Here is a 23,898-nt window from a genome sequence, read left to right as displayed (position 1 = left end):
AAGGCTGTTCCAACACGTTGGAACAGCCTTTTTTCTTGATACAGTATACTTATTGTCAGTTTTTGTCGGTAAGTCGATATAAGTTCATTTACTATCGTACTGTTACAGAGTGAAAGTTGATCCTATAAAGAAATCGTATATAAAGTCCCGTTTAAAGCAAAGGAAGTGCGTCCGGTTTCTTCAGAGACAACTAATATAAGTGCATCGCTTTGTTCTGATAAGCCAATTGCAGCTCTGTGACGTGTTCCTAGCTCAGGATCAACTTCTGTACTTTTCGTTAATGGAAGAATATTAGCTGCTGAGACAATATGATTGTTTTTAACGAGAACGGCTCCATCATGAAGAGGGTTACCTGGATAAAAAATCGATTCGAGTAATGGTGCGGTTAAATGAGCGTTTAACGTTGTTCCAGTTTGAATGAAAGGATGAAGTGTCTCGTTTCGTTCCACAACAATAAGAGCACCATGTTTTCGGGCGCTTAAATGCTGGACAGCTGTTGTAATGAACTGTGAGCTTTCCGTATAAGGTGATAAATAAGCTTGAATATAGTATGTAGCTGCCAATGTTTGTACATTTGCTAACATATGATGAATATCTTCCATTTTACACAAAATACATTCATCTTCCTTATCGATTGCTTGTCTCATGATTGATAGTTCTTTTTCAGCAATTTCAATCATTTGCTTTGTTTGTATTTTGAGCTCTTCTGACAAGCCCCATTCTTGCATAATCCTCATTCCCTTTGGTAGAGTATTTAATCATAGTGTATACAAATATTCCTAGTAAAATCCTGTTAGATTGTAAAAAATATTGAGACACAGGTTGTTTTTTTCATATAATAAAGGTATGAAAAGTGAGAGGAGATAGAATTATGAATTGGAAACAAGAATTTAGTCGCTGGCTTTCATATGCAGAATTAGACGTAGAATTAAAAGAACAACTAGAAAACATGAAGCAAGATGAGAAGAAAATCGAGGACAGCTTTTATAAAAATCTAGAGTTCGGTACAGGTGGTATGCGTGGTGAACTTGGTGCTGGTACGAACCGTTTAAATGTATATACAGTTCGTAAAGCAACGCAAGGATTAGCGAAGTTTATCGGAAAATTAGGTGAAGAAGCGAAGAAGCGCGGTGTTGTTGTAGCGTATGATTCTCGTCATAAATCACCTGAGTTTGCAATGGAAGTAGCTGCTACACTTGGTGCACACGGTATTACAACATATGTGTTTGAAAGCTTACGTCCAACGCCAGTTCTTTCTTTCGCAGTTCGTCATTTACATACAGTGAGTGGAATCGTTCTTACGGCAAGTCATAATCCACCTGAATATAACGGATATAAAGTGTACGGTGAAGATGGTGGGCAGTTGCCTCCAAAAGAAGCTGATGAATTAATTAGCTACGTAGATGCAGTAGAAGATGAATTAACAGTTGAGGTTGCTGATGTGGAGCAATTAAAAGCTGACGGTTTATTACATATCATTGGACAAGAAGTAGATGATGCATACGCGGTAGAATTAAACAATGTCATCATTAATAAAGAAATGGTGCAAAAGGTTGGTAAAGACTTAAAAATCGTCTTTACACCACTACACGGAACATCAAATATTTCTGTACGCCGTGGTTTAGAAGAAGTTGGATTTACAGATGTAACAGTTGTAAAAGAGCAAGAGTTACCAGATCCGAACTTCTCTACAGTAAAATCACCAAACCCAGAAGAACATGCTGCTTTTGAGTATGCGATTCGTGACGGTGAAAAAATTGGAGCTGATGTGTTAATCGCAACGGATCCTGATGCAGACCGTCTTGGTGTAGCTGTTCGTAATCATGATGGTGAGTTCCAAGTATTAACTGGAAACCAAACAGGCGCATTAATGCTTGATTACTTATTGTCTCAAAAGAAAGAAAACGGAACACTTCCAGAGAACGGTGTTGTATTAAAAACAATCGTAACGTCTGAAATTGGCCGTACAATTGCAAAAGCATACGGTTTAGATACAGTTGATACGTTAACTGGATTTAAATTTATCGGTGAGAAAATTAAACAGTACGAAGAAAGCGGACAATATGAATTCCAATTCGGTTATGAGGAAAGCTATGGTTATTTAATCCGTCCATTCTGCCGTGATAAAGATGCAGTACAGTCTGTTTTATTTGCATGTGAAGTAGCTGCATACTACAAAGCACAAGGCAAAACGTTATACGACGGTCTATTAGAAGTATTTGAGAAGTACGGTTTCTTCCGTGAAGATCTTGTATCGTTAACGTTAAAAGGAAAAGACGGAGCGGAACAAATCCAAGAGATGATGGCAACATTCCGTGAAAATCCTCCGAAGGAAGTAGCTGGCTTAACAGTCGTAGCAGTTGAAGATTATAAAGCAAGCATCGTTACATCTTTACAAGATGGACATAAAGAAGAGATTCACTTACCGAAATCAAATGTGTTAAAATATCAATTAGAGGACGGTTCTTGGTTCTGCTTACGTCCATCTGGAACAGAACCGAAAATCAAGTTCTACTTTGGTGTACAAGATAATTCTTTACAAAATAGTGAACAAAAGTTACTTACTATTAAAGAAGATATTATGAATCGTTTATAATATAAAGTAATTTTAAGTGGTAGGGAACAAAAGGGAGCGAAATCTCCCTTTTGTTCTATGTAAGGAAATGATCGTTATTGATTCTGACAGAAGAGAGGGTATTTTGTGATGAAAAAAGTAAGAAAAGCCATAATCCCAGCAGCTGGATTAGGAACACGTTTTTTACCAGCTACAAAAGCAATGCCAAAAGAAATGTTACCGATAGTAGATAAACCAACTATCCAATACATCGTAGAAGAAGCAATACAATCAGGAATCGAAGATATTATTATCGTTACTGGTAAAACAAAGCGCTCTATTGAAGATCATTTTGATAATGCATTTGAGTTAGAGCAAAACTTATTAGAAAAGAAAAAGTATGAGTTACTTGAAAAAGTACAGGCTTCTTCAAAAATGGTAGACATTCATTATATTCGTCAAAAAGAACCAAGAGGATTAGGACACGCTGTTTGGTGTGCACGTAAATTCATCGGTGATGAGCCATTTGCTGTTTTACTAGGTGATGATATCGTTCAAGCTGAAAAACCATGTTTACGCCAATTAATCGAAGAATATGATAAAACGCTTTCTTCTGTTATTGGTGTACAAACGGTTCCAGAAGATGAAACACATCGCTACGGAATTATTGACCCATTAGAGCAAGAGGGACGTCGTTACCAAGTTCGCAATTTCGTTGAGAAACCAGCAGCAGGTACAGCGCCTTCAAACTTAGCAATTATGGGACGTTACGTCTTAACGCCTGAAATTTTCATGTTCTTAGAACAGCAAAATGTCGGTGCTGGCGGTGAAATTCAGTTAACAGATGCGATCCAAAACTTAAATGAAATTCAACGTGTATTTGCTTACGATTTCGAAGGAAAACGCTACGACGTAGGTGAAAAACTAGGATTCGTTCAAACGACAATCGAAATGGCCCTGCAACACCCAGAATTACGTGATGACATGGTTACAATGATGAAGAGAATTTTAGAAGAACAGACGAACTAAGAGTCTTAATATAGTGATATGATCCCCTTTTGATAAGCAGTAGAGAAATGAATGTATTGTTTAATCTAAGGGGATTTTTTTGAGAAAAAAGACACTCTGGAGAGAGTGTCTTTAATTTTGATCGGTAGGTTTCAGCTCATCTGCTTTGGATTTAATTTCATCAGTAATAGCGATATTAATATTTCCTGCTGCTTTTTGGTATTCCTGAATCAATGCATTAACGTTTTGATTAAATGAAATTAAGCTTCCACTAGGGGATTGCGCTTGTTCATTGAGGGCAGTTATAATACCATATATTTTTTTATATTCTTCATAGGTTTCTTTATATTTATTTGGTTGTTCTTTTGCAGCTTCAGATACTAACTTTAAATCGTTCCCCATGTTGCTGTAAAACGTATCTACAGCTACAATTGTTCCATCAATTTCTTTTCTCTTAGAACTTAGTGCATTGTTGAAGTCATGTCTGTTATCTATTGCATTTGACCATGTAGTTGAATACTCGGATAAGACGTAAGATGCTGCATATTTAAAAGTATTTATATTATTATAAAAGGATGCTGCTGCAATTAAGTAACTAGCTTCTTTTTTCTTTTGGGCTTGAAGAGCTTGATATTCCTCCTCCATATTTGTTACTTTTGTTATAGTAAAGAGAAGGACAATGATTGATATAACTGATGTAAGAAATAGTGTTATAGATGTCACTAAGGACTTTTTTGCTGGTGATTTTCGAATTTTTTTTATTAATCCTATCACAATAAAGATTAAAGCCGCGCAGAAACTAACTATAGTAAGAATTAAAAAGAAAAATGCTAGGCCATTTCCAAGCGTGTATGGCATTCCTAACTCGCTATTTCCATATAAATTGTAACTTATGCTCATACTTAGTATGAAAAATAAAGATAGTACTCCGACACTTAGTTTAATAAGTGTGTTTTTTGATAGTTTCACTGATTTTCCTCCAAAACATTGTTTTAATTATATGTGCAAAATGCAAGATTTGCTGAACTAGCATAACAGAATTTATTTTCAATATGTGTCGTATATTGTCGAAATATAAAAAAGAGTTATCTTAGAATACTAAGATAACTCTTTTTTCTTATGAAATCGTCGAATGAGAATGCTGATAAGCAGAGCGACGTACAGCATAGTATATGCGAGGTGCGATAATAGCACCGATAATTGTAAATACAATATCCTTTACTGCAAACCACATCATAATCATCCAAGCAGCTTTATAGCTCATATTACCGCCCATGAAGAGATTGACCGCCCCGTACATGTAAGTAGTACCGATAATATAAGTTAAAATAATTCCAGTGAAAGAGGCAATCGCAAATGTACTGAATGTTGGTCTTTCTTTTTGTTCTACTAATTTTCCTGATACGTAAGCAACGATAATAAATGCGATAATAAAACCACCAGTAGGATCTAAAAGTGCCCCGAATCCAGCTTTGAAGTTAGCGAAGATTGGTGCGCCGGCTACGCCAACGAGCATATATACTGTCATTGATAATGCACCAAGTCTACTTCCAAGAAGAAGTCCTGCTAAAATCGCGAAAAATGGTTGCATAGATAATGGGACGCCCGCTACTTGTAAGAATGGTGCCCAAGATACAATATTTGCACCGATGGCCATAAGAGCAACGAACATGGCAGCTAATGCTAAATCTAAAACGTGAAATCTTCTCATAATGTTAACCTCCTGTTGTTTTTAGGTTAACATTATCGTAGCGAAACTATTTACTTGTTGTCAATCAAAATATTTTGATAAGAAGGCTTAATATAGTCTCTTAGCAACGTATACGGAATACGAAATTGCGGAATTCCACTTGAATAAGGAGCAATCTCATATAAAGGGAAATAAATTACGAGATTGTCCGGTTCTAAAAAGAAGTGGAACTTTGTAGCGCTCATTACTTTTTCCGTTGCATCAGGAAAATAAATGCTTTCATTTTGTTTAATTTGTTTTACAATCTCTGCGCGTATTACTTCTTTGTATTTATCTTCTTGTTGAAATAAATCGTCTAAGTGTAGTAACTTTTTTTCGTTTAGATCAAATGTGTTTGCCTTCCACGTATAAAGACCGTGTGCGCCGCCTGTATATTGATAGTAATTCACATATAAGCTGAGAAAAGGTGGTTTGTTTAAAGAGACTTTATAATCAACATTTGCCACGTACGGATGAAAGGGTGTACTAGATCCTTCTGTTTCTTCATAATATTTTTTTGCGTCTTTTTCTAACTTGTTTTTAAACTTGTCAGTAGATTTTTTGTAATAGAAATTGAGCTTGTTTTGAAATTTAGAATCGGAAAAGTTGTGAAAGGAAGGCCTGTTAATTTGATATTCTATATAAGGTTTCTTACCTTTTTGCGTGACAGTCTTCACATCGATTGTCAGGTTGGATGCTTTGGCTGCTAGTGCACAATTTGGTACAATAGTCAGCAAGGAGAACATGAGCAGTAGTATACAAAATTTCTGTTTCATTTAGGTGAAACCTCCTTATATAAGTGTTATAGGTAGTTTGAAAATAAATAGGTAAAATTATACATTCGATTAACGTAAGAGAAGGGGGAAACGAGATGGGAAAAACTTTAATGGATTCGCTTGGAATTGAGTTGTTAGAGATGACAGAAGATAAGGTGGTTGCTACGATGCCTGTTGATGGGCGGACGCATCAGCCGTTTGGATTTTTACACGGGGGTGCATCTGTTGCGTTAGCGGAAACAGTGGCAAGTGTTGGTTCATACAATTTAATTGATCAAGAGAAATGTATTTGTTTCGGTTTAGAAATTAATGCAAATCATATTCGTTCAAAGCAAGATGGAATTGTAACAGCAATCGGGACACCAATACATAGAGGGAATTCAACGATGGTTTGGGATATTCGTATCATTGATGAAAATGATGACTTATTATGTATTTCAAGATGTACAGTAGCAATTAAAGAAAAACGTGAAAAATAGAAAAGAGGCTGCTCAGTAGAGCGGCCTCTTTTTTATAATTAGAACTGGATTTTCTTCTCTAAGAAACCTTTTAGTTCGCTAATTGGCATACGAACTTGTTCCATTGTGTCACGGTCACGTACTGTAACAGCTTTGTCTTCAACAGAGTCGAAGTCGTATGTGATACAGAATGGAGTACCGATTTCGTCTTGACGACGGTAACGTTTACCGATAGAGCCAGTCTCATCAAAGTCTACCATGAAGTCTTTAGCTAATTCTGCGAATACTTCAGTAGCACCTTCAGATAGTTTTTTAGATAATGGTAAGATAGCTGCTTTATATGGTGCTAAAGCAGGGTGGAAACGAAGAACTGTACGAGAGTCGTTCTCTAATTGCTCTTCTTCATATGCATCACATAAGAATGCTAATGTTACACGGTCTGCACCTAAAGATGGCTCGATGCAGTATGGTACGTAACGTTCATTCGTTTGTGGATCGATATAGTTAAAGTCTTCGTTAGAGTGTTCCATGTGACGTTTTAAATCGAAGTCTGTACGAGATGCTACGCCCCAAAGTTCGCCCCAACCGAATGGGAATTTGAACTCAATATCAGTTGTTGCGTTACTGTAGTGAGATAATTCTTCTTCACCGTGGTCACGAAGACGCATGCTTTCTTCGTGCATACCAAGTGAAAGTAACCAGTTCTTACAAGTTTCACGCCAGAATGCGAACCACTCTAAATCTTCGCCAGGCTTACAGAAGAATTCAAGTTCCATTTGTTCGAATTCACGTGTACGGAATGTGAAGTTACCAGGTGTGATTTCGTTACGGAAACTCTTACCGATTTGGCCAATACCAAATGGAAGCTTTTTACGCATAGAGCGTTGTACGTTTTTAAAGTTTACGAAAATACCTTGTGCTGTTTCAGGGCGAAGGAAGATTTCGTTCGTACTAGACTCTGTAACACCTTGGAATGTTTTGAACATTAAGTTGAACTGACGGATTTCAGTGAACTCTTCGCTACCACAATCAGGACATTTTACTTCATGCTCTTTCATTAAGTCAGCCATTTGGTCGAAAGTAAGACCGTCAACAACCATTTCGATGCCTTTTGCATCTAATGCATCTTCAATTAATTTGTCAGCACGGTGACGAGCTTTACATTTTTTACAGTCGATCATTGGGTCGTTGAAGTTACCAACGTGACCAGAAGCGATCCAAGTTTTTGGGTTCATTAAAATAGCTGCGTCTAAACCAACGTTATGTGGAGATTCTTGAATGAATTTTTTCCACCAAGCTTTTTTAACGTTATTTTTTAATTCGATTCCAAGTGGACCGTAATCCCAAGTGTTTGCAAGACCACCGTAAATTTCAGAACCAGGAAAAACAAAACCGCGATGTTTCGCTAAGTTTACAACTTGTTCCATTGAATACATAAGAAAATCCTCCTTTTGAAAGTTAACGTATTGGCGATGACGTGCTCAGGTAACTTGTGAAACGCGCAGTATATGCTTTGAAAAACATAAAAAAACGCTCATCCCAAGGCTTAATTGCCTAGGGACGAGCGTTTGCCCGCGGTTCCACCCTAGTTGATACACAAAAGGTGCATCCACTTTATCACGTATTGCTCGAGACTGCCGTTTCCTTGCGGCTTCAGGCTTTCACTATCCCTGAATCGCTTTTGTGCAAGTACTTATAAGTCCGTCATCGCTACTTATATTAATAATAATGAACATATTCTAACACGTTCTTTTTTAAATCTCAATAGAGGAACGCGTCTATCTATGATAGAGTCTCGCCTATTTTTTCATTATCTATTCCATAATTTTGTTTAATATGCTTAATTGCTTCACGTTTACTGAGCGGGGCAAGCTCGTTATTTTGCACGTATTCCCAAACGACATCTGGATTTGTTTTTGCGTATTCACGAAGGACCCAGCCAATCGCTTTTTGAATGAAAAATTCTTTTGAAGAATGTAGTTGTCCAATAATCCAGAAAAGAAGTTCTTCATCCATTTTTTCTTTATATTTCAGTTGGAATAAAATAGCGGTGCGTTGTAACCATATGTTGTCTGATGCAATCCATTTTGGAATATAGGCAGAAATTAATTCTGGATGTTTTAAAAAGATACCACCTAAAAAGGTAGGGACGATGCTATCAACAGAATCCCACCAAGATTTCGTGACAATAAGTTCTTCCAAAAAGGGGATATGCGTTTCGTTTATATGCTTTTTATATTTTTGCATAATATCGAGTGCGGCTGCTTGAAATTCACGTTCTGGCAAGTCCCAAAGTTCACGTATGATAATTTGGAAGTCTTTTTGATCTGGGAGAGTATGTATTTGAATGACATCTTTTAATAATTGTCTTCTCTCGGGAGTTTGAATACCGAGAAACGGGAAGTGATTTTTCATATAACGTGCCATCGGTTCTGCTTTTTCAGGGTTTTGATGAGTTGTAAAATGCTCTTGTAATGCTTTTACAAATGGGTGCATAAGTGTTTTCTCCTCTCTCATTATCTTTCTCATATCATTATACAGAGAGTTTGGTTAATTTTTAAAACATAACTTGCACTGTAATGAAATATGTTGAAAGTAGAGAGGAGAGGATAAGATGGAAAATCAAGATGTGCTAGCAGGTTTCTTTGCTCTTAGTTTTGCGTTTATTCTTGTTATATGTATTTGGGCAATTATTTCGTATTTGTTAACGGCTTTTGCACTTTATACGATGGCGAAAAATGATGGTGCAACTGATGGTGTTCTTGCGTTTATTCCTTTTTTGAATAGTAAGACGTGGGGGGACTTAGCGAAGGATAAATTACCGGATTTCTTGAAAGAAGAAGCAGGATGGAAAGTATTCGGTATATATGTCGCATGTTTCATTTTTAATTTCGTACCGATTATAAGTTTAGTAGCAACGGCTGTATCGATTGTGCTGTCTATTTATCTCATCTACGCTATTTTAGACAGATACGGAACGAACTCTATATTATTTACGATTATTCATGTAATCACATTTTCAGTTTTCTTGCCGATTCATCTATTTATCATTCGAAATGAGCCGGTGAGGTACAATGAGTAGTATACGCAATATTTGAGACAGAGAAAGCGCCCTGCTTTCAGGGCGCTTTTTTCTACTACATAAGGTAGCGTAAATAAATATAAATATGAGAAATAATTAATGAAACGATCATAATTGGGAAGCCGACTTTTAGGAATTCCATGTAGCTAAATTTATGTCCTTCACGGCTCGCGATACCTGCAACGATTACGTTAGCAGAAGCGCCGATTAGTGTTCCGTTTCCGCCCAGACAAGCACCTAATGCTAATGCCCACCATAATACATCGATTTGTGCGTCAGAAGGTGATAAACCTAGCCCAACTGCCATATCGTTAATAAGCGGGATCATTGTTGCAACGAATGGAATGTTATCAATTGTTGCAGAGGCGATACCAGATACCCACAAAATCAGGATAGATGCTTGAGAAATATCTCCGCCTGTTATACCAATTACTTTTTGAGCAAGCGTCTTGATCAGACCGATATCAATAAGTCCTCCAACGAGCACGAATAGCCCTGCGAAGAAGAAGATTGTTACCCACTCTACGCTTGCAAATACCTCTTCAATTTCATGTTCTTTCACACCAATTAACATAAGGATCGTAGCGCCAGTTAAAGCAATGATAGCTGCATCGATATGGAAAATAGAATGCGTCATGAAACCTACAATCGTAAGTCCAAGTACTGTTAAAGATTTTTTCATTAAAACTGGATCTTTAATGTATTGTTTTTCATCTAAGCTCATTAATTTCTTAATTTGTACAGGATCAGCAATTAACTGTTTACGGTACATGAAGTAAAGCATTGTTGCTGTAACTGCAATGATAATAATTACGATTGGTGCTAGATTTAGCAAGAATGCATTGAAGTCTAAATGCTTATTTGCAGAACCAATCATAATGTTAGGGGGATCACCAATTAACGTTGCTGTTCCTCCAATATTTGAAAAAATAATTTCCGAAAGTAAATATGGAACAGGATTTACTTGCAGTATGCGCGTAATAGATAAAGTAACTGGAACAACAAGAAGTACAGTTGTAACGTTATCTAAAAATGCGGAACCAAGTGCAGTAAGTAAGGAAAGTGAAATTAAAATTTTAATTGGATTTCCTTGTGCTCCTTTTGCTGCTTTAATGGCAACGTATTGGAAAACACCTGATTTACTCGTAATGTTCACCAAAATCATCATACCGATGAGTAACGTAATCGTTCCCCATTCAATATGTTTCGTAAAGGCGTTGTGTAAATCAACGACCCCCACAATTACCATAAGTGCTGCACCAAGAAGTGCGATTACAGCGCGATTAATTTTTTCAGAAATAATAATGGCATATGTAATTAAAAAGACTGCGATAGCAAAATAATACTGCCAGTTTGCGAGCTCTTGCGTTGTTTCATGCAAAACTCTCATCTCCTTTCGTTTACTTTTCTTAGTGTTTCAAAAATGTTCTCAAAGAAACACACATAACGTCATTATAAAGTAGGAAAATGGCGTATGTAAATGAAAGGGGGGATTTTGTCATATTTTCTGCATTGGTCATTTTTTCTTATTTTTAAAAATATTTATGGGCATTTGACATATATATAAGATACATCCAATCTGAATATTTGAAATAGAATGAGCATTCGAGCTTGTTCGTGTAGGATTGTCAATTAGAAAGGAATGACAAAGATGATAAGGAAGGGATCGTATGGATGAACAACGATTTTTATTTTTAGATTTTGAGTTTACGATGCCCCAGCATAGAAAGAAACCGAAAGGATTTTTCCCAGAGATTATTGAGGTCGGACTCGTTTCGGTTGTTGGTTGTAAAGTAGAAGATACGTATTCATCACATGTTAGGCCAAAAACATTTCCATCTTTAACGGATCGGTGTAAAAAATTTTTAGGGATTAAGCAAGAAGTAGTGGATAAAGGAATTTCTTTCCCTGAACTTATTGAGAAGCTAGCTGAATATGAAAAGAAATGTAAACCGACAATTGTAACGTGGGGAAATATGGATATGAAAGTGCTGAAGCATAATTGCGAAATGGCGGGAGTACCCTTTCCATTCTTCGGACAATGTCGTGATTTATCACTGGAGTATAAGAAGTTTTTTGGAGAAAGAAATCAAACGGGGTTATGGAAAGCAATTGAGGCATATGGAAAAGTAGGGACAGGGAAGCATCATTGTGCGCTGGATGATGCGATGACGACCTATAATATTTTTAAATTAGTAGAAAAAGATAAAGAGTATTTAGTGAAACCGGCACCTCCAACATTAGGGGAACTTGTTGATTTTTCAAAAGTATTAAAGAAAGTAAGTACACAATAACGACCAAATTGCACAACATGTAATTTGGTCGTTTTGTTTTTTAAAGTTTGTAATCTTGTTTCAATTGCGCTAGTGTTTCAAGACTACGTGCTGCAAAAGGTGAATCATCTTCAGAAAATGAATGTATTTGAGTTTCTAATGCTAACTGTAGTGATTCTGTATAATCGGGGATTTCTCCGTCATACTTTTTCACCATTTGTGCTGGAATGTTCGTTTGTTCACGAAAAGCTAAAGCGCGTCTTTCATGGAAAAATGGTACGTCAGCTTGTTTTACGTTATGTAGATCGCCTTGTACCGGGTGCTTTACAACAGCTAGTACTTTTACAACGTAACTGCCAGGGCGGCTATTTGTAATTTCGCCGATGTATTTTCCTGTTTTATAAATACCAGTAACGATTTCACCAATTTCAAGTGTTTCTCTCATATTTTTCACCTCAAGTTTATAGTAAGGAAAGTGTGAGAAGGAGTCAAAGAAATCATTCGCTTTCGGAACGCCCCTTGAGAATGTGGATAGGTTACACTATAATTTAAATTGATATAACAGAAAATTCTGATGTTTTTTAAATCCTATAATAAGGAGTGTTCTAATATGATGCCTTTATATTTTCCGGAAGATAAAACAGAATATATTATTCCAGGGATCGTTTGCGTGCTATTTATTATCGGTGCGGTTGCGACGTGGCGCATGTTTATTCGCGTTTCAAAACGCGAAGCGGAGCAATTACAGAAAGTAGAAGAAAAACTTTTAGCTAAAAAGAAACCGTAATGCATTTTTGTATGTTTCCCTCTCTGCTCGGACAATCTAAGGGCAGAATGTATTTTGGAGGGAATAGAATGAAAAGACGGCTTTTTTTCAGTTGTTGTTTATTATTTCTGGTGGCGGGTTGTGACCAAGGAAAGCCGAAAGAAATTGATGTGAAATTACATAATGCTTCAGGAGATGAAGTAGGGACTGCAAAAGTAACTCAGCAAACAAGCGGAGTGAAAATTGCGATTAAAGGGGAAGGTTTCGCGCCGGGCCCGCATGGTATACATGTACATGAAATTGGAGAGTGTAAAGCGCCTAATTTTGAATCAGCCGGGAATCATTTTAATCCAGATGATAAAAAGCATGGGCTTCTTAATCCGAAGGGTGCAGAAAATGGAGATTTGCCGAATGTAATTGCAGACGGTTCTGGAAAGATTAAAGCGGAAATCGATGCACCGCATATAACGATTGAAGAAGGAAAAATGACGATCCATAGAAAAGATGGTGCGTCTATTATTATTACAGAAAATCCGGATGATGGTATGACACAACCGACAGGTAAATCAGGTGATCGAATTGCTTGTGGTGTAATTGTGAAAAAAGCATCGGATATAAAGAAAAAGTAGAAGCTACCGCGAAAGGTAGCTTTTTTGTGAAATGACGTAGTAGTAACTATAAATAAAAGGAGGTTGTTCTAAAAAAATGGAACAGCCTCCTTCGCTATTATGAAAATGTATGGCACAGTCTGTTTAAAATTTCTTCTAAAACAGATCTTGGGCAACCGATGTTAATTCGAATATGTTCTTCGCCACCTAATCCGTACTTCTCACCAGGTTCAACGATTAGTTTTCCTTTTTCCTCAAGTAATGTGGTGCGCTCATGTTGAGAAAGGTTTAGGCGAGAGCAATCAATCCATAATAAAAAGCTACCTTCTGGCTTTGTAACAGAAAGAGTAGGTATGTGCGTTTCAATGTATTCACATGCAAAACGAGCATTCTCTTCTACATATAAACGGATTTCACTTAGCCAATCATTACATTCTGTATAGGCGCTTTGCATCGCGGTATAAGCAAATGTATTTAACCCATGGAACCCTTGTCGATATTGAATAGACGTAAAGGTATTACGTAGTGTTTCATTCGGAATAATAACGATAGATGCTTGTAATCCAGCTATATTAAACGTTTTGCTTGGAGCCATACAAGTAATGGTACGTGCTGCTAATTCTTCAGATAAAGAGGCAAATGGTGTATGCGTACGATCTCCGTAAATAATATCGGCATGAATTTCATCTGAGACAACAATTACATTATATTTTGCACATAACGCTCCAAGCTTCGTTAGCTCGTCTTTCGTCCAAACGCGTCCGATAGGATTGTGAGGACTACAAAGAAGCATGAGTTTGATCCCTTGTTGAAATTGTTTTTCTAAATGATCGAAGTCTATCATATATGTGCCATCTTGTTTATATAATGGACTCAAGCATAATTGTCTGTCGTTTGTTGTAACCATTTCGGAAAATGGAGGATAAATAGGTGGTTGTACGAGAACGGCTTCGTTTTCCTTTGTGAAAGCTTGTATGCTCGTACTAAGAGCTGGAACGATTCCTGCACTAAAGACAATCCATTCTTTTTGAATATCCCAGTTGTATTGTTTCTTTGCCCAATTACAAATAATATCCCCAATAGTTTCAGGTGGAAGTGTATAGCCGAAAATAGGATGTTCGATACGTTTCTTCAAAGCGGTTTGAATGGGCTTTGGTACTTCAAAATCCATATCCGCAATCCAAGCATGAAGAAGTTCTTCATTTTTATAAGTATCCCATTTTGTACTATGTGTTCCACGTCGATTTACTGTTTTATGAAATAGTTGCATAAGTTTGCCCCCTTCTTCTGTAAAACCGTTAAGTTAGAAAGTTCTCTCTCTTCTTATAGAATAGCTGATGTGATAGGATAAAGAAAAGCATTAAAAAGTGAAAAGGCGGGAAGCGAATGGGTACATATGAAAAGATGATAGAGGTTGTGAAGAATTGGGATCCGTTTCAAATGGGACCGGAGTTTTATGAAACAGAGGCGAGCGATGTTGTGAACGTCGTAAGTGTGTTTGACGATCCAAAATATATCGCAAAGAAGATTCAACATATATACTTTATGTCTTTTGAGGAAGTGCCTGCGCTTGAAAAATGTGAGAAGTTAGCTGTGGAGTTACTTGTAGTAAAAGAAGGTGGAAGTTGTTCATTGTAGGCTGTCGGAATTTCCGACAGCCCTTTTTATATTATTGCGCGGAAAACGCGATGATTTCTTCATAAACGTGTTCAGGCTTTTCTTCAGGTAGTAAATGTCCTGTATTTTCGTAAGAAATAAATTTCGAATTCGGTAAATCTTTGTGTAGACGATGACCTACATGTACAGGGACGACGCGATCTTTTTCACCCCAAATGAGTAGTGTAGGTGTTTTGATTTTTTGTAACTCAGTCGACGAGAGATCACCTTCACGGTCTCGTATCATGCGAGTTAAAGCGGGGAATATACGGTTGTCATAAAAAGGAGCGGAGTAACCTTCCTTCATTTCATCGTCGATTAATGAGTGATCATGAACGACATTCATTAAGTTGTGAACAATGCCGCGCCGTATAATCCAGTTCTTTACGTATAAATGAAAGAACGGTAAATAAGAAGAATATAGTAAAGGTAGGGTTGCGCGTGCTAAATAGCTAGAGCTGCATAGTAAAATCGTCTTTGAGATGAGTTCAGGGCGTATACGATTTACATAAAGAGAAATTTGTCCCCCCATAGAATGCCCAACTAACACAATATTTGAGAGAGATAAATGTTCAATTAGATCGATAATAATCGTTGCTAAATTGTGATAAGAATACTTAAAGAGATGAGACTTATCGCTTTTTCCGAACGGTGGTAAATCAAGAGCCAGTACTGTCCCTGCTTTTGATAGTAAAGGAATGAGACGACGGTAACTGAATGAGGAAGATAAAAAGCCGTGAACGAGTACGAAAGTAGGACATTCCGTTTTGTTATTATGTTCATACAATTCGTAATGAATTGTAGTGCCGCGAGTGGAAAAAGTGAAATAAGGACAAGTATATTCGTGATTCATTTTTTGTCACTCCATTGATTTTTGTTCATATCATTTCCAAGCACGAAAAAAATATGTTAACAAAAAAAGGCAAGATGACGATGTCATCTTGCCTTTTCGTTATTTAATATTAGCCGCGAACAATATTAGGCGGTGTCTTTCCTTGTAATCCTGCGACTAAATTTTCAGCAGCGGTCATAGCCATCTGCTGCCTAGTTTTTAATGTTGCAGATCCGATGTGCGGCAAAGTTACAACATTTTGTAATGATAAGAGCGGATTATCTTTTTGGACCGGCTCTTGTGTAAAAGTATCGATGCCTGCGGCAAAGATTTTCTTTTCTATTAACGCATGAATTAACGCATCTTCATCTACTGTTTTCCCGCGAGAAGCATTAATAAAGGTGGCCGTTTCTTTCATGAATGAAAATTCTTTTTCTCCAATAAGGTGATATGTTTCATCTGTTAATGGAGTAAGAAGGACAATAAAGTCAGACTGTTTTAGTAGCGTCTGTAAATCACAATATGTAGCATCAAATTTTTGCTCAGCTTCTTCTTTACGGCGACGGTTATAATAAAGAACATTCATATCAAATCCGAATTTCGCTCGTTTGGCAACGGCCTCTCCAATGCGTCCCATTCCGATAATACCGATTGTACTATGGTGCACATCTAGTCCGAAGTGTTCTTTTCCGATTTCAGCGTTCCATTCCCCGTTTTTCACATAGGAATTGAGTTCGCAAACGCGGCGCCCAGCAGATAACATAAGAGCGAAAACGAGGTCAGCTACTGTATCATCTAGTACGTATGGTGTATTCGTTCCGATAACATTGTGCTTGGCCATTGCTTGCAAATCAAAATTATCGTAACCGACAGAAATGTTGCTTACTACTTTTAAGTTGGGGGCTGCTTCCAATAATTCATCGTTAATAGCAGATCCAAAATTTAATAACCCATCTTTATCTTGTATTTTCTCCAATAGAACATCACGAGGTACTTTCTCATTTTGCTCCCATTTTTCATAATCACAGTGTTCTGATAAATAGTTTTCTACAAATGTTGGAACTGGTTCAGCAATATAAACTTTTGGTTTCACGGTTCCATCCCCTTTCACTTTATTCTGCATTTTTCCACTGATTAAAGTTTCACTTTATTTTGACATAATTCTCTAAAAAAAGCTTCTTTTCAAACTGGAAAAGGTATTTGTATAATTTAGACACAAGAGAAAAGGAAGGGTGATTGATATGGTGACGGAGAAAGAATTAGAACTATTAGCTTGTCTTGAAAAAAGTAGTCGTTTATCTGTAGATACATTAGCGAAGCTGTTAAATATAGAAGTAGAAGAAGTAAAGAAGATAGTTGCGAAATTAGAAAGTGAGAAGATTATTGTGGACTATGTAACACATATCGATTGGACAAAAGTAAAAGAACATACTGGCTTAACAGCGATGATTGATGTGAAAGTTACACCAAAGCATGGCGTTGGGTTCGATGCAGTTGCCGAACAAATTTATCGTTATTCAGAAGTGAAATCCGTGTATTTAATGTCAGGGACATATGATCTTTCTATTACATTAGAAGGAAAGACGATGGGAGAAGTAGCGATGTTTGTTTCAGAGAAATTAGCAACAATTGAATCTGTCGTTTCTACAACAACTCATTTCATTTTGAAGAAGTATAAACATGAGGGGATTATTTATGAAAGGAACGATGATGATAAGCGAATTGTGGTGACGCCATGAAGCGGTTTGAACTATCTAGAGTAGCAGAGTCTTTACAACCATCTGGTATTCGAAAGTTTTTTGATTTAGCAGCAAATATGAAAGGTGTTATTTCTCTCGGGGTAGGAGAACCAGACTTTGTTACACCTTGGAATGTAAGGCAAGCATGTATTCGTTCTTTAGAACAGGGATATACGTCATATACAGCAAATGCAGGATTATTGGAGCTCCGTCAAGAAATAGCAAAGTATCTAAAAAAACAATTTGCAGTATCTTATGATCCGAACGAAGAAATCATTGTTACAGTTGGAGCGAGCCAAGCGTTAGATGTAGCGATGCGTGCCATTATAAATCCTGATGATGAAGTGCTCATTATTGAACCAAGCTTCGTTTCATATGCGCCGCTTGTAACGTTAGCTGGAGGAGTTCCAGTTCCTGTGGCGACTATTTTAGAAGACGAGTTTAAAGTACAACCAGAGCAAATTGAAGCAGCTATTACCGCAAAAACAAAGGCAATTTTACTTTGTTCACCAAATAACCCAACAGGTGCAATGTTAAATACATCCGAACTGGAAGAAATAGCAGTGATTGTGGAGAAATACAATTTAATCGTATTATCTGATGAAATTTATGCAGAGCTCGTATATGACGAAGTGTATACGAGTTTCGCGAGCATTCAAAACATGCGGGAACATACGATTTTAATTTCAGGATTTTCAAAAGGATTTGCGATGACAGGGTGGCGCCTCGGTATGATTGCAGCTCCTGTTCAATTTTCAGAATTGATGCTTAAAATCCATCAATATTCCATGATGTGTGCACCGACGATGTCCCAGTTCGCAGCACTTGAAGCGTTACGTGGGGGGAATGATGAAGTCATTCGGATGAGAGATAGCTATAAGAAACGTCGTAATTTTATGACGACATCTTTCAATGAAATGGGATTAACATGTCATGTGCCGGGCGGAGCATTTTATGTTTTTCCTTCTATTTCTTCAACTGGACTATCTTCGGCGGAATTTGCAGAACAGTTATTATTAGAAGAAAAGGTGGCTGTTGTACCTGGAAGTGTATTTGGCGGGAGTGGTGAAGGGTTTATTCGTTGTTCGTATGCGACATCGCTTGAACAACTTCTCGAAGCGATGAAGAGAATGGAACGGTTCGTAGAGAATAAAAAAAGGACAAAACATAATACGTTTTGTCCATAAAAGGGGGGGGAATACTAGAAAGCCATGTGTTAGTATTCTATCCCAATATTGGAGAATTATACTTGTACAAGGAAATTTTTTCATGATTTTTGAATGAGTTCAGTCATAGTGGTATAATTTACTAATATAAGGTATGCGTATCCTGAGTAGCTTTACTTACGGTACGTACTAACCAATCGGATATTTAACAATAAATACATCTGCTTTGCTATCTACAATTGTAGAGAAAATGGTAAACGTATGGGAGTGTTTCATATGTCAGAACAATATACAACAGGAGTGGTTGTAACAGGGAAAGTAACTGGAATTCAAGATTACGGTGCATTTGTAGCGTTAGATGCAGAAACGCAAGGACTTGTGCATATATCTGAAATTACAAATGGGTATGTAAAGGATATTCATGATTTTTTAAAAGTCGGCGATACAGTAGAAGTAAAAGTACTTTCAATTGATGAAGAACACAGAAAAATGAGTTTATCGTTAAAAGCGGCGAAAAGAAAACAAGGACGGATTCTTATACCGAATCCATCTGAAAATGGATTTAATACGCTGCGAGAAAAGCTAACAGAATGGATTGAAGAATCGGAGTTAACAAAGTAAAAGAGGAGCGCGTATGAGCGTTCCTCTTTTACTTTATATTATGATATATATTTGCAAATATGATTGCATGCAATCATATTCGTATGTCGGAGGTGAAATAAAGACATACTGACTAGCGAATTTCGTTTGTTTCTGGGTGCGTACCAAGATTTTCAGATGGTTTAAAGAGTAAACCAAGGTTGATAAGCCCAGAGATACCAACGATGCCGTAAATAATACGTGCGAGAGCTGAGTTTTGTCCACCGAAAATGGCAGCTACTAAGTCAAACTGGAAGAATCCGATCAGTCCCCAGTTCACGGCGCCAATAACAGTAAAGACTAATGCGATACGTTGCAGAGTACTCATGAAAAAGTCCCCCCTTAATTTTGAAGCATGAGCAAGCGATGAGTTAATTAACTCTTTTATAGAATGGTGTAGTTATGTTGTTTTTATACATAAAAAATATGTGAAAATAGATGTATATACATCTATACCGAAAAATGCGAATTTTTATGCAAAAAATGAACTTTTTCTAAAAAATATACATTGGTTACGTTTACAATTGTTGAACCGCTTGATTTACAACTTTAGTTTCGCTAAAGTGAATACAGAGATACATATACATAATTGGAGGGAAAAAGATGAGTACACATGTAACTTTCGACTATTCTAAAGCGTTATCCTTCATCGGTGAACATGAACTAACTTATTTACGTGATGCAGTGAAAGTAACACATCACGCAATCCACGAAAAAACAGGAGCTGGGAACGATTTCCTTGGGTGGGTAGAGCTTCCGCTTCAATATGACAAAGAAGAATTCGCTCGCATTCAAAAATGTGCAGAAAAAATTAAAAATGACTCTGACATTCTACTTGTTGTAGGTATCGGTGGTTCTTACCTAGGAGCACGTGCAGCAATCGAAATGCTAAACCATTCTTTCTACAATACGCTTTCTAAAGAACAACGCAAAACTCCACAAGTGCTATTTGTTGGACAAAACATTAGCTCCACTTACATGAAAGATTTAATGGATGTATTAGAGGGGAAAGACTTCTCTATTAACGTTATTTCAAAATCAGGTACAACAACAGAGCCGGCACTAGCATTCCGTATTTTCCGTAAGTTATTAGAAGAGAAATATGGAAAAGAAGAAGCTCGCAAACGTATTTATGCAACGACAGATAAAGCGCGTGGTGCATTAAAAACGTTAGCTGATAACGAAGGTTACGAAACATTCGTTATTCCAGATGATGTTGGAGGACGTTTCTCTGTATTAACGCCAGTTGGTTTATTACCAATCGCAGTAAGTGGCTTAAATATTGAAGAGATGATGAAAGGTGCAGCTGCTGGTCATGGTGACTTCGGAACATCAGAACTAGAAGAAAACCCAGCGTATCAATACGCAGTAGTTCGTAACGCTTTATACAATAAAGGGAAAACAATTGAAATGCTTGTTAACTATGAGCCAGCACTTCAATACTTCTCTGAATGGTGGAAACAGTTATTTGGTGAAAGTGAAGGAAAAGATCAAAAAGGTATTTTCCCATCTTCAGCAAACTTCTCAACTGACTTACACTCATTAGGTCAATACGTTCAAGAAGGTCGTCGTGACTTATTTGAAACAGTTCTAAAAGTAGGTAAATCTACACATGAACTAACAATCGAATCAGAAGAAAACGATTTAGATGGATTAAACTACCTTGCTGGTGAAACTGTAGACTTCGTAAACACGAAAGCATACGAAGGTACATTACTTGCACATAGCGATGGCGGAGTACCAAACTTAATCGTAAACATTCCTGAATTAAATGAATACACATTCGGTTACCTTGTATACTTCTTCGAAAAAGCATGTGCGATGAGCGGCTACTTATTAGGCGTAAATCCATTTGACCAACCAGGAGTAGAAGCATACAAGAAAAACATGTTTGCTTTACTTGGTAAACCAGGATTTGAAGAATTAAAAGCGGAATTAGAAGAGCGTTTAAAATAATAAAAAGCGACCGTAACCCGGTCGCTTTTTATTATTTTATCGAAAAGTCCATCGGTATATTTAAACTAGAATGGGTATGCTAAAGGAAAAGTCTAGGAGGGATGGACTTGATTCCGATTCAATCAAAGTTAGCAGGACGTACATATGCGTTATATAAGTTAGAAGAGGTTATGAAACCACTTGGATATAGCATCGGTGGCAATTGGGATTACGATAAAGGGTGCTTTGATTATAAAATTGATGAAGAAGATGGGTATCAATTTTTACGAGTCCCGTTCACAGCAGTAGATGGAGAACTAGATGTACCTGGTGTAGTGGTTCGTCTTGAAACGCCATATATTCTTTCTCATGTATATCAAGACGAACTAGATGATAATGTAAATACTTTAACAGCTGGAACGAGTGGGTTTGATCAATTTGCTGAGCCGAAAGATCCAGATGGAGATGTGAAGAGAAAATATATCAATATTGGGAAAGTGCTTATACAGGAACTAGAAAATCATTTTCTTAATGGTGAATAACAATGAGTATGTCGCTTTCGATAAGAATGAAGGAACGAACTGGATTAATCATATATTGATCGTCACGCTTTATACCAAGTAAGAGAATGTTTTGTTTTAAAAGGGTGTAGCTACAATTTGCGAAAGTTTGTCCGATGCAGGATTGGGATGGCTCCATCAGTTGTAATTTGTTATCAGAGATTTCATCATAAAGGGAGAAGAGTACACCTGAAATAGTAGGGAATAAAAGAGAAGCGGTAAATACATAGCTCGTTAATTTATTTCCTTCTATAATTTCTGATACGCCAGCTCTCGTTGCATTTTGGATTTGTTCCGTAGTAAGAAGTTCAGCGATGCAGTGAATGTTTGGGTTCAGTCCTTTTGCAGTTAAAATATTTAAAATAGACTCTGTATCAGCTAAGCTTTCGTTTTTCTCTTTATCGGCTGTTATTAATATAGTGTGAGCAGTTGTAATATTCGCTTTTAATAAAGTTTGATCATGATGCGGACAACCTTTTATAAATTCTAAATGATGAAATGGTTTTGGGAGTAAAGAAAGTGTTTCATCAATTAAAACGATATCAAGGTTTGGTTGTAATATGTGCATTTGTTTTACAACATGTTTTGCTCGCTCATTCCAGCCAACGATAATCATATGACCGTTAGAGGTAGCAGCTTCTTCTCCTTTAATTTTCATATATTGTTTATTGATCATGTCTGTAGCAAATAGAACCATATAATAAGAACAGAATCCAGTTCCTAATAAAATAATGCCCATACCAATAATTTTTCCTACCGTTGTATGTGGTGCGAAATCACCATACCCAACAGTGAAAATGGTAACAATAGACCACCAAATGCCATCAAACCACGTGATGAAATGAGATGGCTCTGACTTATGTATAAGAAAGCCAGAAAAAGTAGTAAGTACAACAATAAAACAAATTAAACGAAAAATAATGGAATCACGAAATGTATCTACTAAATTCGGACGGGATTTCAATTGCTTATTCCTCCTTACTTTGCAGGACTACATTCATTGTTACCATTATAGAAAAAAGAAAAACTCTCTAATTTAAAAGAGAGTTTGTTTTACATTACATACTTTCCACTTCAGTTTGTTGGACACTTTCAAGATGTTGGAGAGCGTAGTAAACATCAGCAGTATGTCTTTTTTGATCGATACATAATTTAAGATGTAAATAGTGAGAACCATTTTCTAATGTTTTAAGCTTCATATTCTTAACTTTTATATCCATTTCTTTTATTTCTTCAATGACAATTGGGATATTGTCCATATTTCGCACAACAAGTTTCACCGCGATATCACGTTGTCGAAATGATCTAGGGCCTACATATTTCATCGTGAGTGGTATAAGTTCTACACTAATCATAAGGAAGCACATTCCGAAAATTGCTTCGATATAAAATCCGGCTCCAACGGCAATACCAATACCAGAAGCCCCCCAAATCATAGCGGCAGTTGTTAGTCCTGCAATACTATCATTTCCTCTTCGTAAAATAACGCCGGCACCTAAAAAACCAATGCCAGACACAATTTGAGCAGCAAGGCGAAGCGGATCCATATTCATATGATCAGTATGTGGTAAGTTGTAAGCTGCTTTAATAGAAACGATTGTTAGGAGGCAACTAATAATAGATATAACTAAGCACGTTTTTAAACCGAGTGGTTTTCGTTTTAATTCGCGCTCTAAACCGATAGCGAATCCTAAAATAGCTGAAAGACCTAGTTTGATTAATAAATCGGTATAGTCCATATGTATTCCTCCTTGTATGATATGGTATATGAATAAAACGTTTATTATAGAAAGAAACGTTTTGGGATAGAGTGACTTTATATAGAATATATGTAGAAATTACTCATACATGAAAGAGATATTTCGTTTAAGTATATGATATTAAAAAAGAAATGTGGGTAGTTTTAAAAAAAGTTTATAAAAGGTGTTGCATTTCATTTTTCTGCATGATATATTAATAACCGTCGCTGATGCGGAAACGCAGAAAACGACAAAAAAGAAATTGAAAAACTTAGTTGACATTGAAAAACGAAGATGTTAACATAAGGAAGTCGCAAATGAGCGACCAAGTAGTTCTTTGAAAACTGAACGAAACAAACAACGTGAAACGTCAATTTT

General features: G+C 36.8%; 27 protein-coding genes. 13 read left to right on the top strand and 14 right to left on the bottom strand.

Features of this window, described 5'->3' with window-relative positions; translation table 11 throughout:
• Nucleotides 1-122 precede the first annotated feature (122 nt).
• A complete protein-coding gene (gene cdaS, locus ACQKNI_RS12785; protein ID WP_088232161.1) occupies nt 123-728 on the bottom strand; it encodes a sporulation-specific diadenylate cyclase CdaS in 606 nt (201 codons plus the stop codon).
• A gap of 143 nt (nt 729-871) precedes the next feature.
• Here cdaS and ACQKNI_RS12780 point away from each other — a divergent pair, with 143 nt between their 5' ends.
• Entirely contained in the window at nt 872-2,596 is a 1,725-nt protein-coding gene (locus tag ACQKNI_RS12780) for a phospho-sugar mutase (protein ID WP_088232162.1), read from the top strand.
• A gap of 108 nt (nt 2,597-2,704) precedes the next feature.
• Nucleotides 2,705-3,583, top strand: coding sequence for a UTP--glucose-1-phosphate uridylyltransferase GalU (gene galU, locus ACQKNI_RS12775; protein ID WP_088232190.1), 879 nt, complete (start codon nt 2,705-2,707; stop codon nt 3,581-3,583).
• Nucleotides 3,584-3,694: 111 nt separating this feature from the next.
• On the opposite strand, the gene ACQKNI_RS12770 is transcribed toward galU, so the two are convergent.
• From ACQKNI_RS12770 to ACQKNI_RS12760, 3 genes are all read right to left on the bottom strand, one after another.
• Nucleotides 3,695-4,531, bottom strand: coding sequence for a hypothetical protein (locus ACQKNI_RS12770; RefSeq protein WP_088232163.1), 837 nt, complete (start codon nt 4,529-4,531; stop codon nt 3,695-3,697).
• Between the two features lie 148 nt (nt 4,532-4,679).
• Entirely contained in the window at nt 4,680-5,273 is a 594-nt protein-coding gene (locus tag ACQKNI_RS12765) for a biotin transporter BioY (protein WP_088232164.1), read from the bottom strand.
• A gap of 50 nt (nt 5,274-5,323) precedes the next feature.
• Nucleotides 5,324-6,067: a DUF3298 and DUF4163 domain-containing protein gene (locus tag ACQKNI_RS12760; RefSeq protein ID WP_088232165.1), complete on the bottom strand. Its 744-nt coding sequence runs from the start codon at nt 6,065-6,067 to the stop codon at nt 5,324-5,326.
• 95 nt (nt 6,068-6,162) lie between these two features.
• On the opposite strand from ACQKNI_RS12760, the gene ACQKNI_RS12755 reads away from it, so the two are divergent.
• The gene (locus ACQKNI_RS12755; protein WP_088232166.1) at nt 6,163-6,546 is read left to right on the top strand and encodes a hotdog fold thioesterase; all 384 of its coding nucleotides are present in this window, start codon (nt 6,163-6,165) and stop codon (nt 6,544-6,546) included.
• Nucleotides 6,547-6,584: 38 nt separating this feature from the next.
• Here ACQKNI_RS12755 and ACQKNI_RS12750 read toward each other — a convergent pair whose 3' ends face one another.
• Together ACQKNI_RS12750 and ACQKNI_RS12745 are read right to left on the bottom strand one after the other, a co-directional pair.
• The gene (locus ACQKNI_RS12750; protein WP_000287143.1) at nt 6,585-7,961 is read right to left on the bottom strand and encodes a glycine--tRNA ligase; all 1,377 of its coding nucleotides are present in this window, start codon (nt 7,959-7,961) and stop codon (nt 6,585-6,587) included.
• 346 nt (nt 7,962-8,307) lie between these two features.
• Entirely contained in the window at nt 8,308-9,021 is a 714-nt protein-coding gene (locus tag ACQKNI_RS12745) for a DNA alkylation repair protein (RefSeq protein ID WP_088232168.1), read from the bottom strand.
• Nucleotides 9,022-9,139: 118 nt separating this feature from the next.
• Here ACQKNI_RS12745 and ACQKNI_RS12740 point away from each other — a divergent pair, with 118 nt between their 5' ends.
• Nucleotides 9,140-9,607 carry a hypothetical protein gene (locus ACQKNI_RS12740; RefSeq protein WP_088232169.1) on the top strand — a complete coding sequence of 156 codons (468 nt, stop codon included), beginning with the start codon at nt 9,140-9,142 and terminating at the stop codon, nt 9,605-9,607.
• 55 nt (nt 9,608-9,662) lie between these two features.
• Here ACQKNI_RS12740 and ACQKNI_RS12735 read toward each other — a convergent pair whose 3' ends face one another.
• Nucleotides 9,663-10,988 carry an ArsB/NhaD family transporter gene (locus ACQKNI_RS12735; RefSeq protein ID WP_140417456.1) on the bottom strand — a complete coding sequence of 442 codons (1,326 nt, stop codon included), beginning with the start codon at nt 10,986-10,988 and terminating at the stop codon, nt 9,663-9,665.
• A 289-nt stretch (nt 10,989-11,277) separates the two neighbouring features.
• On the opposite strand from ACQKNI_RS12735, the gene kapD reads away from it, so the two are divergent.
• The gene (kapD, locus tag ACQKNI_RS12730) at nt 11,278-11,901 is read left to right on the top strand and encodes a 3'-5' exonuclease KapD (protein ID WP_088232171.1); all 624 of its coding nucleotides are present in this window, start codon (nt 11,278-11,280) and stop codon (nt 11,899-11,901) included.
• Between the two features lie 40 nt (nt 11,902-11,941).
• Here the strand turns inward: kapD and ACQKNI_RS12725 are convergent, their stop codons facing one another.
• Complete coding sequence (locus ACQKNI_RS12725) at nt 11,942-12,325, bottom strand: kinase-associated lipoprotein B (RefSeq protein WP_088232172.1); 384 nt, start codon at nt 12,323-12,325, stop codon at nt 11,942-11,944.
• A 165-nt stretch (nt 12,326-12,490) separates the two neighbouring features.
• Between ACQKNI_RS12725 and ACQKNI_RS12720 the strand changes: the two genes are divergently transcribed.
• On the top strand, nt 12,491-12,667 hold the full coding sequence (locus ACQKNI_RS12720) for a hypothetical protein (protein ID WP_088232173.1): 177 nt from the start codon (nt 12,491-12,493) through the stop codon (nt 12,665-12,667).
• A 68-nt stretch (nt 12,668-12,735) separates the two neighbouring features.
• Nucleotides 12,736-13,275 (top strand): superoxide dismutase [Cu-Zn], encoded by a 540-nt coding sequence (sodC, locus tag ACQKNI_RS12715; RefSeq protein ID WP_088232174.1) that lies wholly within the window; start codon nt 12,736-12,738, stop codon nt 13,273-13,275.
• A 97-nt stretch (nt 13,276-13,372) separates the two neighbouring features.
• Here the strand turns inward: sodC and ACQKNI_RS12710 are convergent, their stop codons facing one another.
• A complete protein-coding gene (locus ACQKNI_RS12710; RefSeq protein ID WP_088232175.1) occupies nt 13,373-14,524 on the bottom strand; it encodes a MalY/PatB family protein in 1,152 nt (383 codons plus the stop codon).
• A gap of 116 nt (nt 14,525-14,640) precedes the next feature.
• Between ACQKNI_RS12710 and ACQKNI_RS12705 the strand changes: the two genes are divergently transcribed.
• On the top strand, nt 14,641-14,892 hold the full coding sequence (locus tag ACQKNI_RS12705) for a YugE family protein (protein WP_061680261.1): 252 nt from the start codon (nt 14,641-14,643) through the stop codon (nt 14,890-14,892).
• Nucleotides 14,893-14,923: 31 nt separating this feature from the next.
• Here ACQKNI_RS12705 and ACQKNI_RS12700 read toward each other — a convergent pair whose 3' ends face one another.
• Nucleotides 14,924-15,763, bottom strand: a complete 840-nt coding sequence (locus tag ACQKNI_RS12700; protein WP_088232176.1) for an alpha/beta fold hydrolase — start codon at nt 15,761-15,763, stop codon at nt 14,924-14,926.
• Between the two features lie 109 nt (nt 15,764-15,872).
• Nucleotides 15,873-16,865 carry a 2-hydroxyacid dehydrogenase gene (locus ACQKNI_RS12695; protein ID WP_427282415.1) on the bottom strand — a complete coding sequence of 331 codons (993 nt, stop codon included), beginning with the start codon at nt 16,863-16,865 and terminating at the stop codon, nt 15,873-15,875.
• A 118-nt stretch (nt 16,866-16,983) separates the two neighbouring features.
• Here ACQKNI_RS12695 and ACQKNI_RS12690 point away from each other — a divergent pair, with 118 nt between their 5' ends.
• The 3 genes from ACQKNI_RS12690 to yugI all read left to right on the top strand — a co-directional run bounded on the left by ACQKNI_RS12690 (nt 16,984) and on the right by yugI (nt 19,268).
• Complete coding sequence (locus ACQKNI_RS12690; protein WP_141524794.1) at nt 16,984-17,481, top strand: Lrp/AsnC family transcriptional regulator; 498 nt, start codon at nt 16,984-16,986, stop codon at nt 17,479-17,481.
• A complete protein-coding gene (locus tag ACQKNI_RS12685) occupies nt 17,478-18,668 on the top strand; it encodes an aminotransferase (RefSeq protein ID WP_088232179.1) in 1,191 nt (396 codons plus the stop codon). Before ACQKNI_RS12690 ends, ACQKNI_RS12685 begins: the two co-directional genes overlap by 4 nt.
• A gap of 255 nt (nt 18,669-18,923) precedes the next feature.
• The gene (gene yugI / locus ACQKNI_RS12680) at nt 18,924-19,268 is read left to right on the top strand and encodes a S1 domain-containing post-transcriptional regulator GSP13 (protein WP_000003765.1); all 345 of its coding nucleotides are present in this window, start codon (nt 18,924-18,926) and stop codon (nt 19,266-19,268) included.
• 112 nt (nt 19,269-19,380) lie between these two features.
• Here yugI and ACQKNI_RS12675 read toward each other — a convergent pair whose 3' ends face one another.
• Nucleotides 19,381-19,614 (bottom strand): DUF378 domain-containing protein, encoded by a 234-nt coding sequence (locus tag ACQKNI_RS12675; RefSeq protein ID WP_000105788.1) that lies wholly within the window; start codon nt 19,612-19,614, stop codon nt 19,381-19,383.
• A gap of 275 nt (nt 19,615-19,889) precedes the next feature.
• Here ACQKNI_RS12675 and ACQKNI_RS12670 point away from each other — a divergent pair, with 275 nt between their 5' ends.
• Together ACQKNI_RS12670 and ACQKNI_RS12665 are read left to right on the top strand one after the other, a co-directional pair.
• A complete protein-coding gene (locus tag ACQKNI_RS12670; protein ID WP_098253204.1) occupies nt 19,890-21,242 on the top strand; it encodes a glucose-6-phosphate isomerase in 1,353 nt (450 codons plus the stop codon).
• Between the two features lie 107 nt (nt 21,243-21,349).
• On the top strand, nt 21,350-21,763 hold the full coding sequence (locus ACQKNI_RS12665) for a YugN-like family protein (protein ID WP_098253203.1): 414 nt from the start codon (nt 21,350-21,352) through the stop codon (nt 21,761-21,763).
• Here ACQKNI_RS12665 and ACQKNI_RS12660 read toward each other — a convergent pair.
• A complete protein-coding gene (locus tag ACQKNI_RS12660) occupies nt 21,750-22,745 on the bottom strand; it encodes a potassium channel family protein (RefSeq protein WP_098841348.1) in 996 nt (331 codons plus the stop codon). The two genes, ACQKNI_RS12665 and ACQKNI_RS12660, sit on opposite strands and share 14 nt — an antisense overlap.
• 94 nt (nt 22,746-22,839) lie before the next feature.
• The gene (locus tag ACQKNI_RS12655) at nt 22,840-23,520 is read right to left on the bottom strand and encodes an MgtC/SapB family protein (RefSeq protein WP_088232184.1); all 681 of its coding nucleotides are present in this window, start codon (nt 23,518-23,520) and stop codon (nt 22,840-22,842) included.
• Between the last annotated feature and the right edge of the window lie 378 nt (nt 23,521-23,898).

Origin of the sequence: Bacillus sp. NPDC094064, assembly GCF_050279585.1 — a bacterium.
Lineage (GTDB): Bacteria > Bacillota > Bacilli > Bacillales > Bacillaceae_G > Bacillus_A.
Note: the sequence above shows the minus strand (reverse complement) of the source record. Positions and strands in the feature narration are given on the sequence as shown.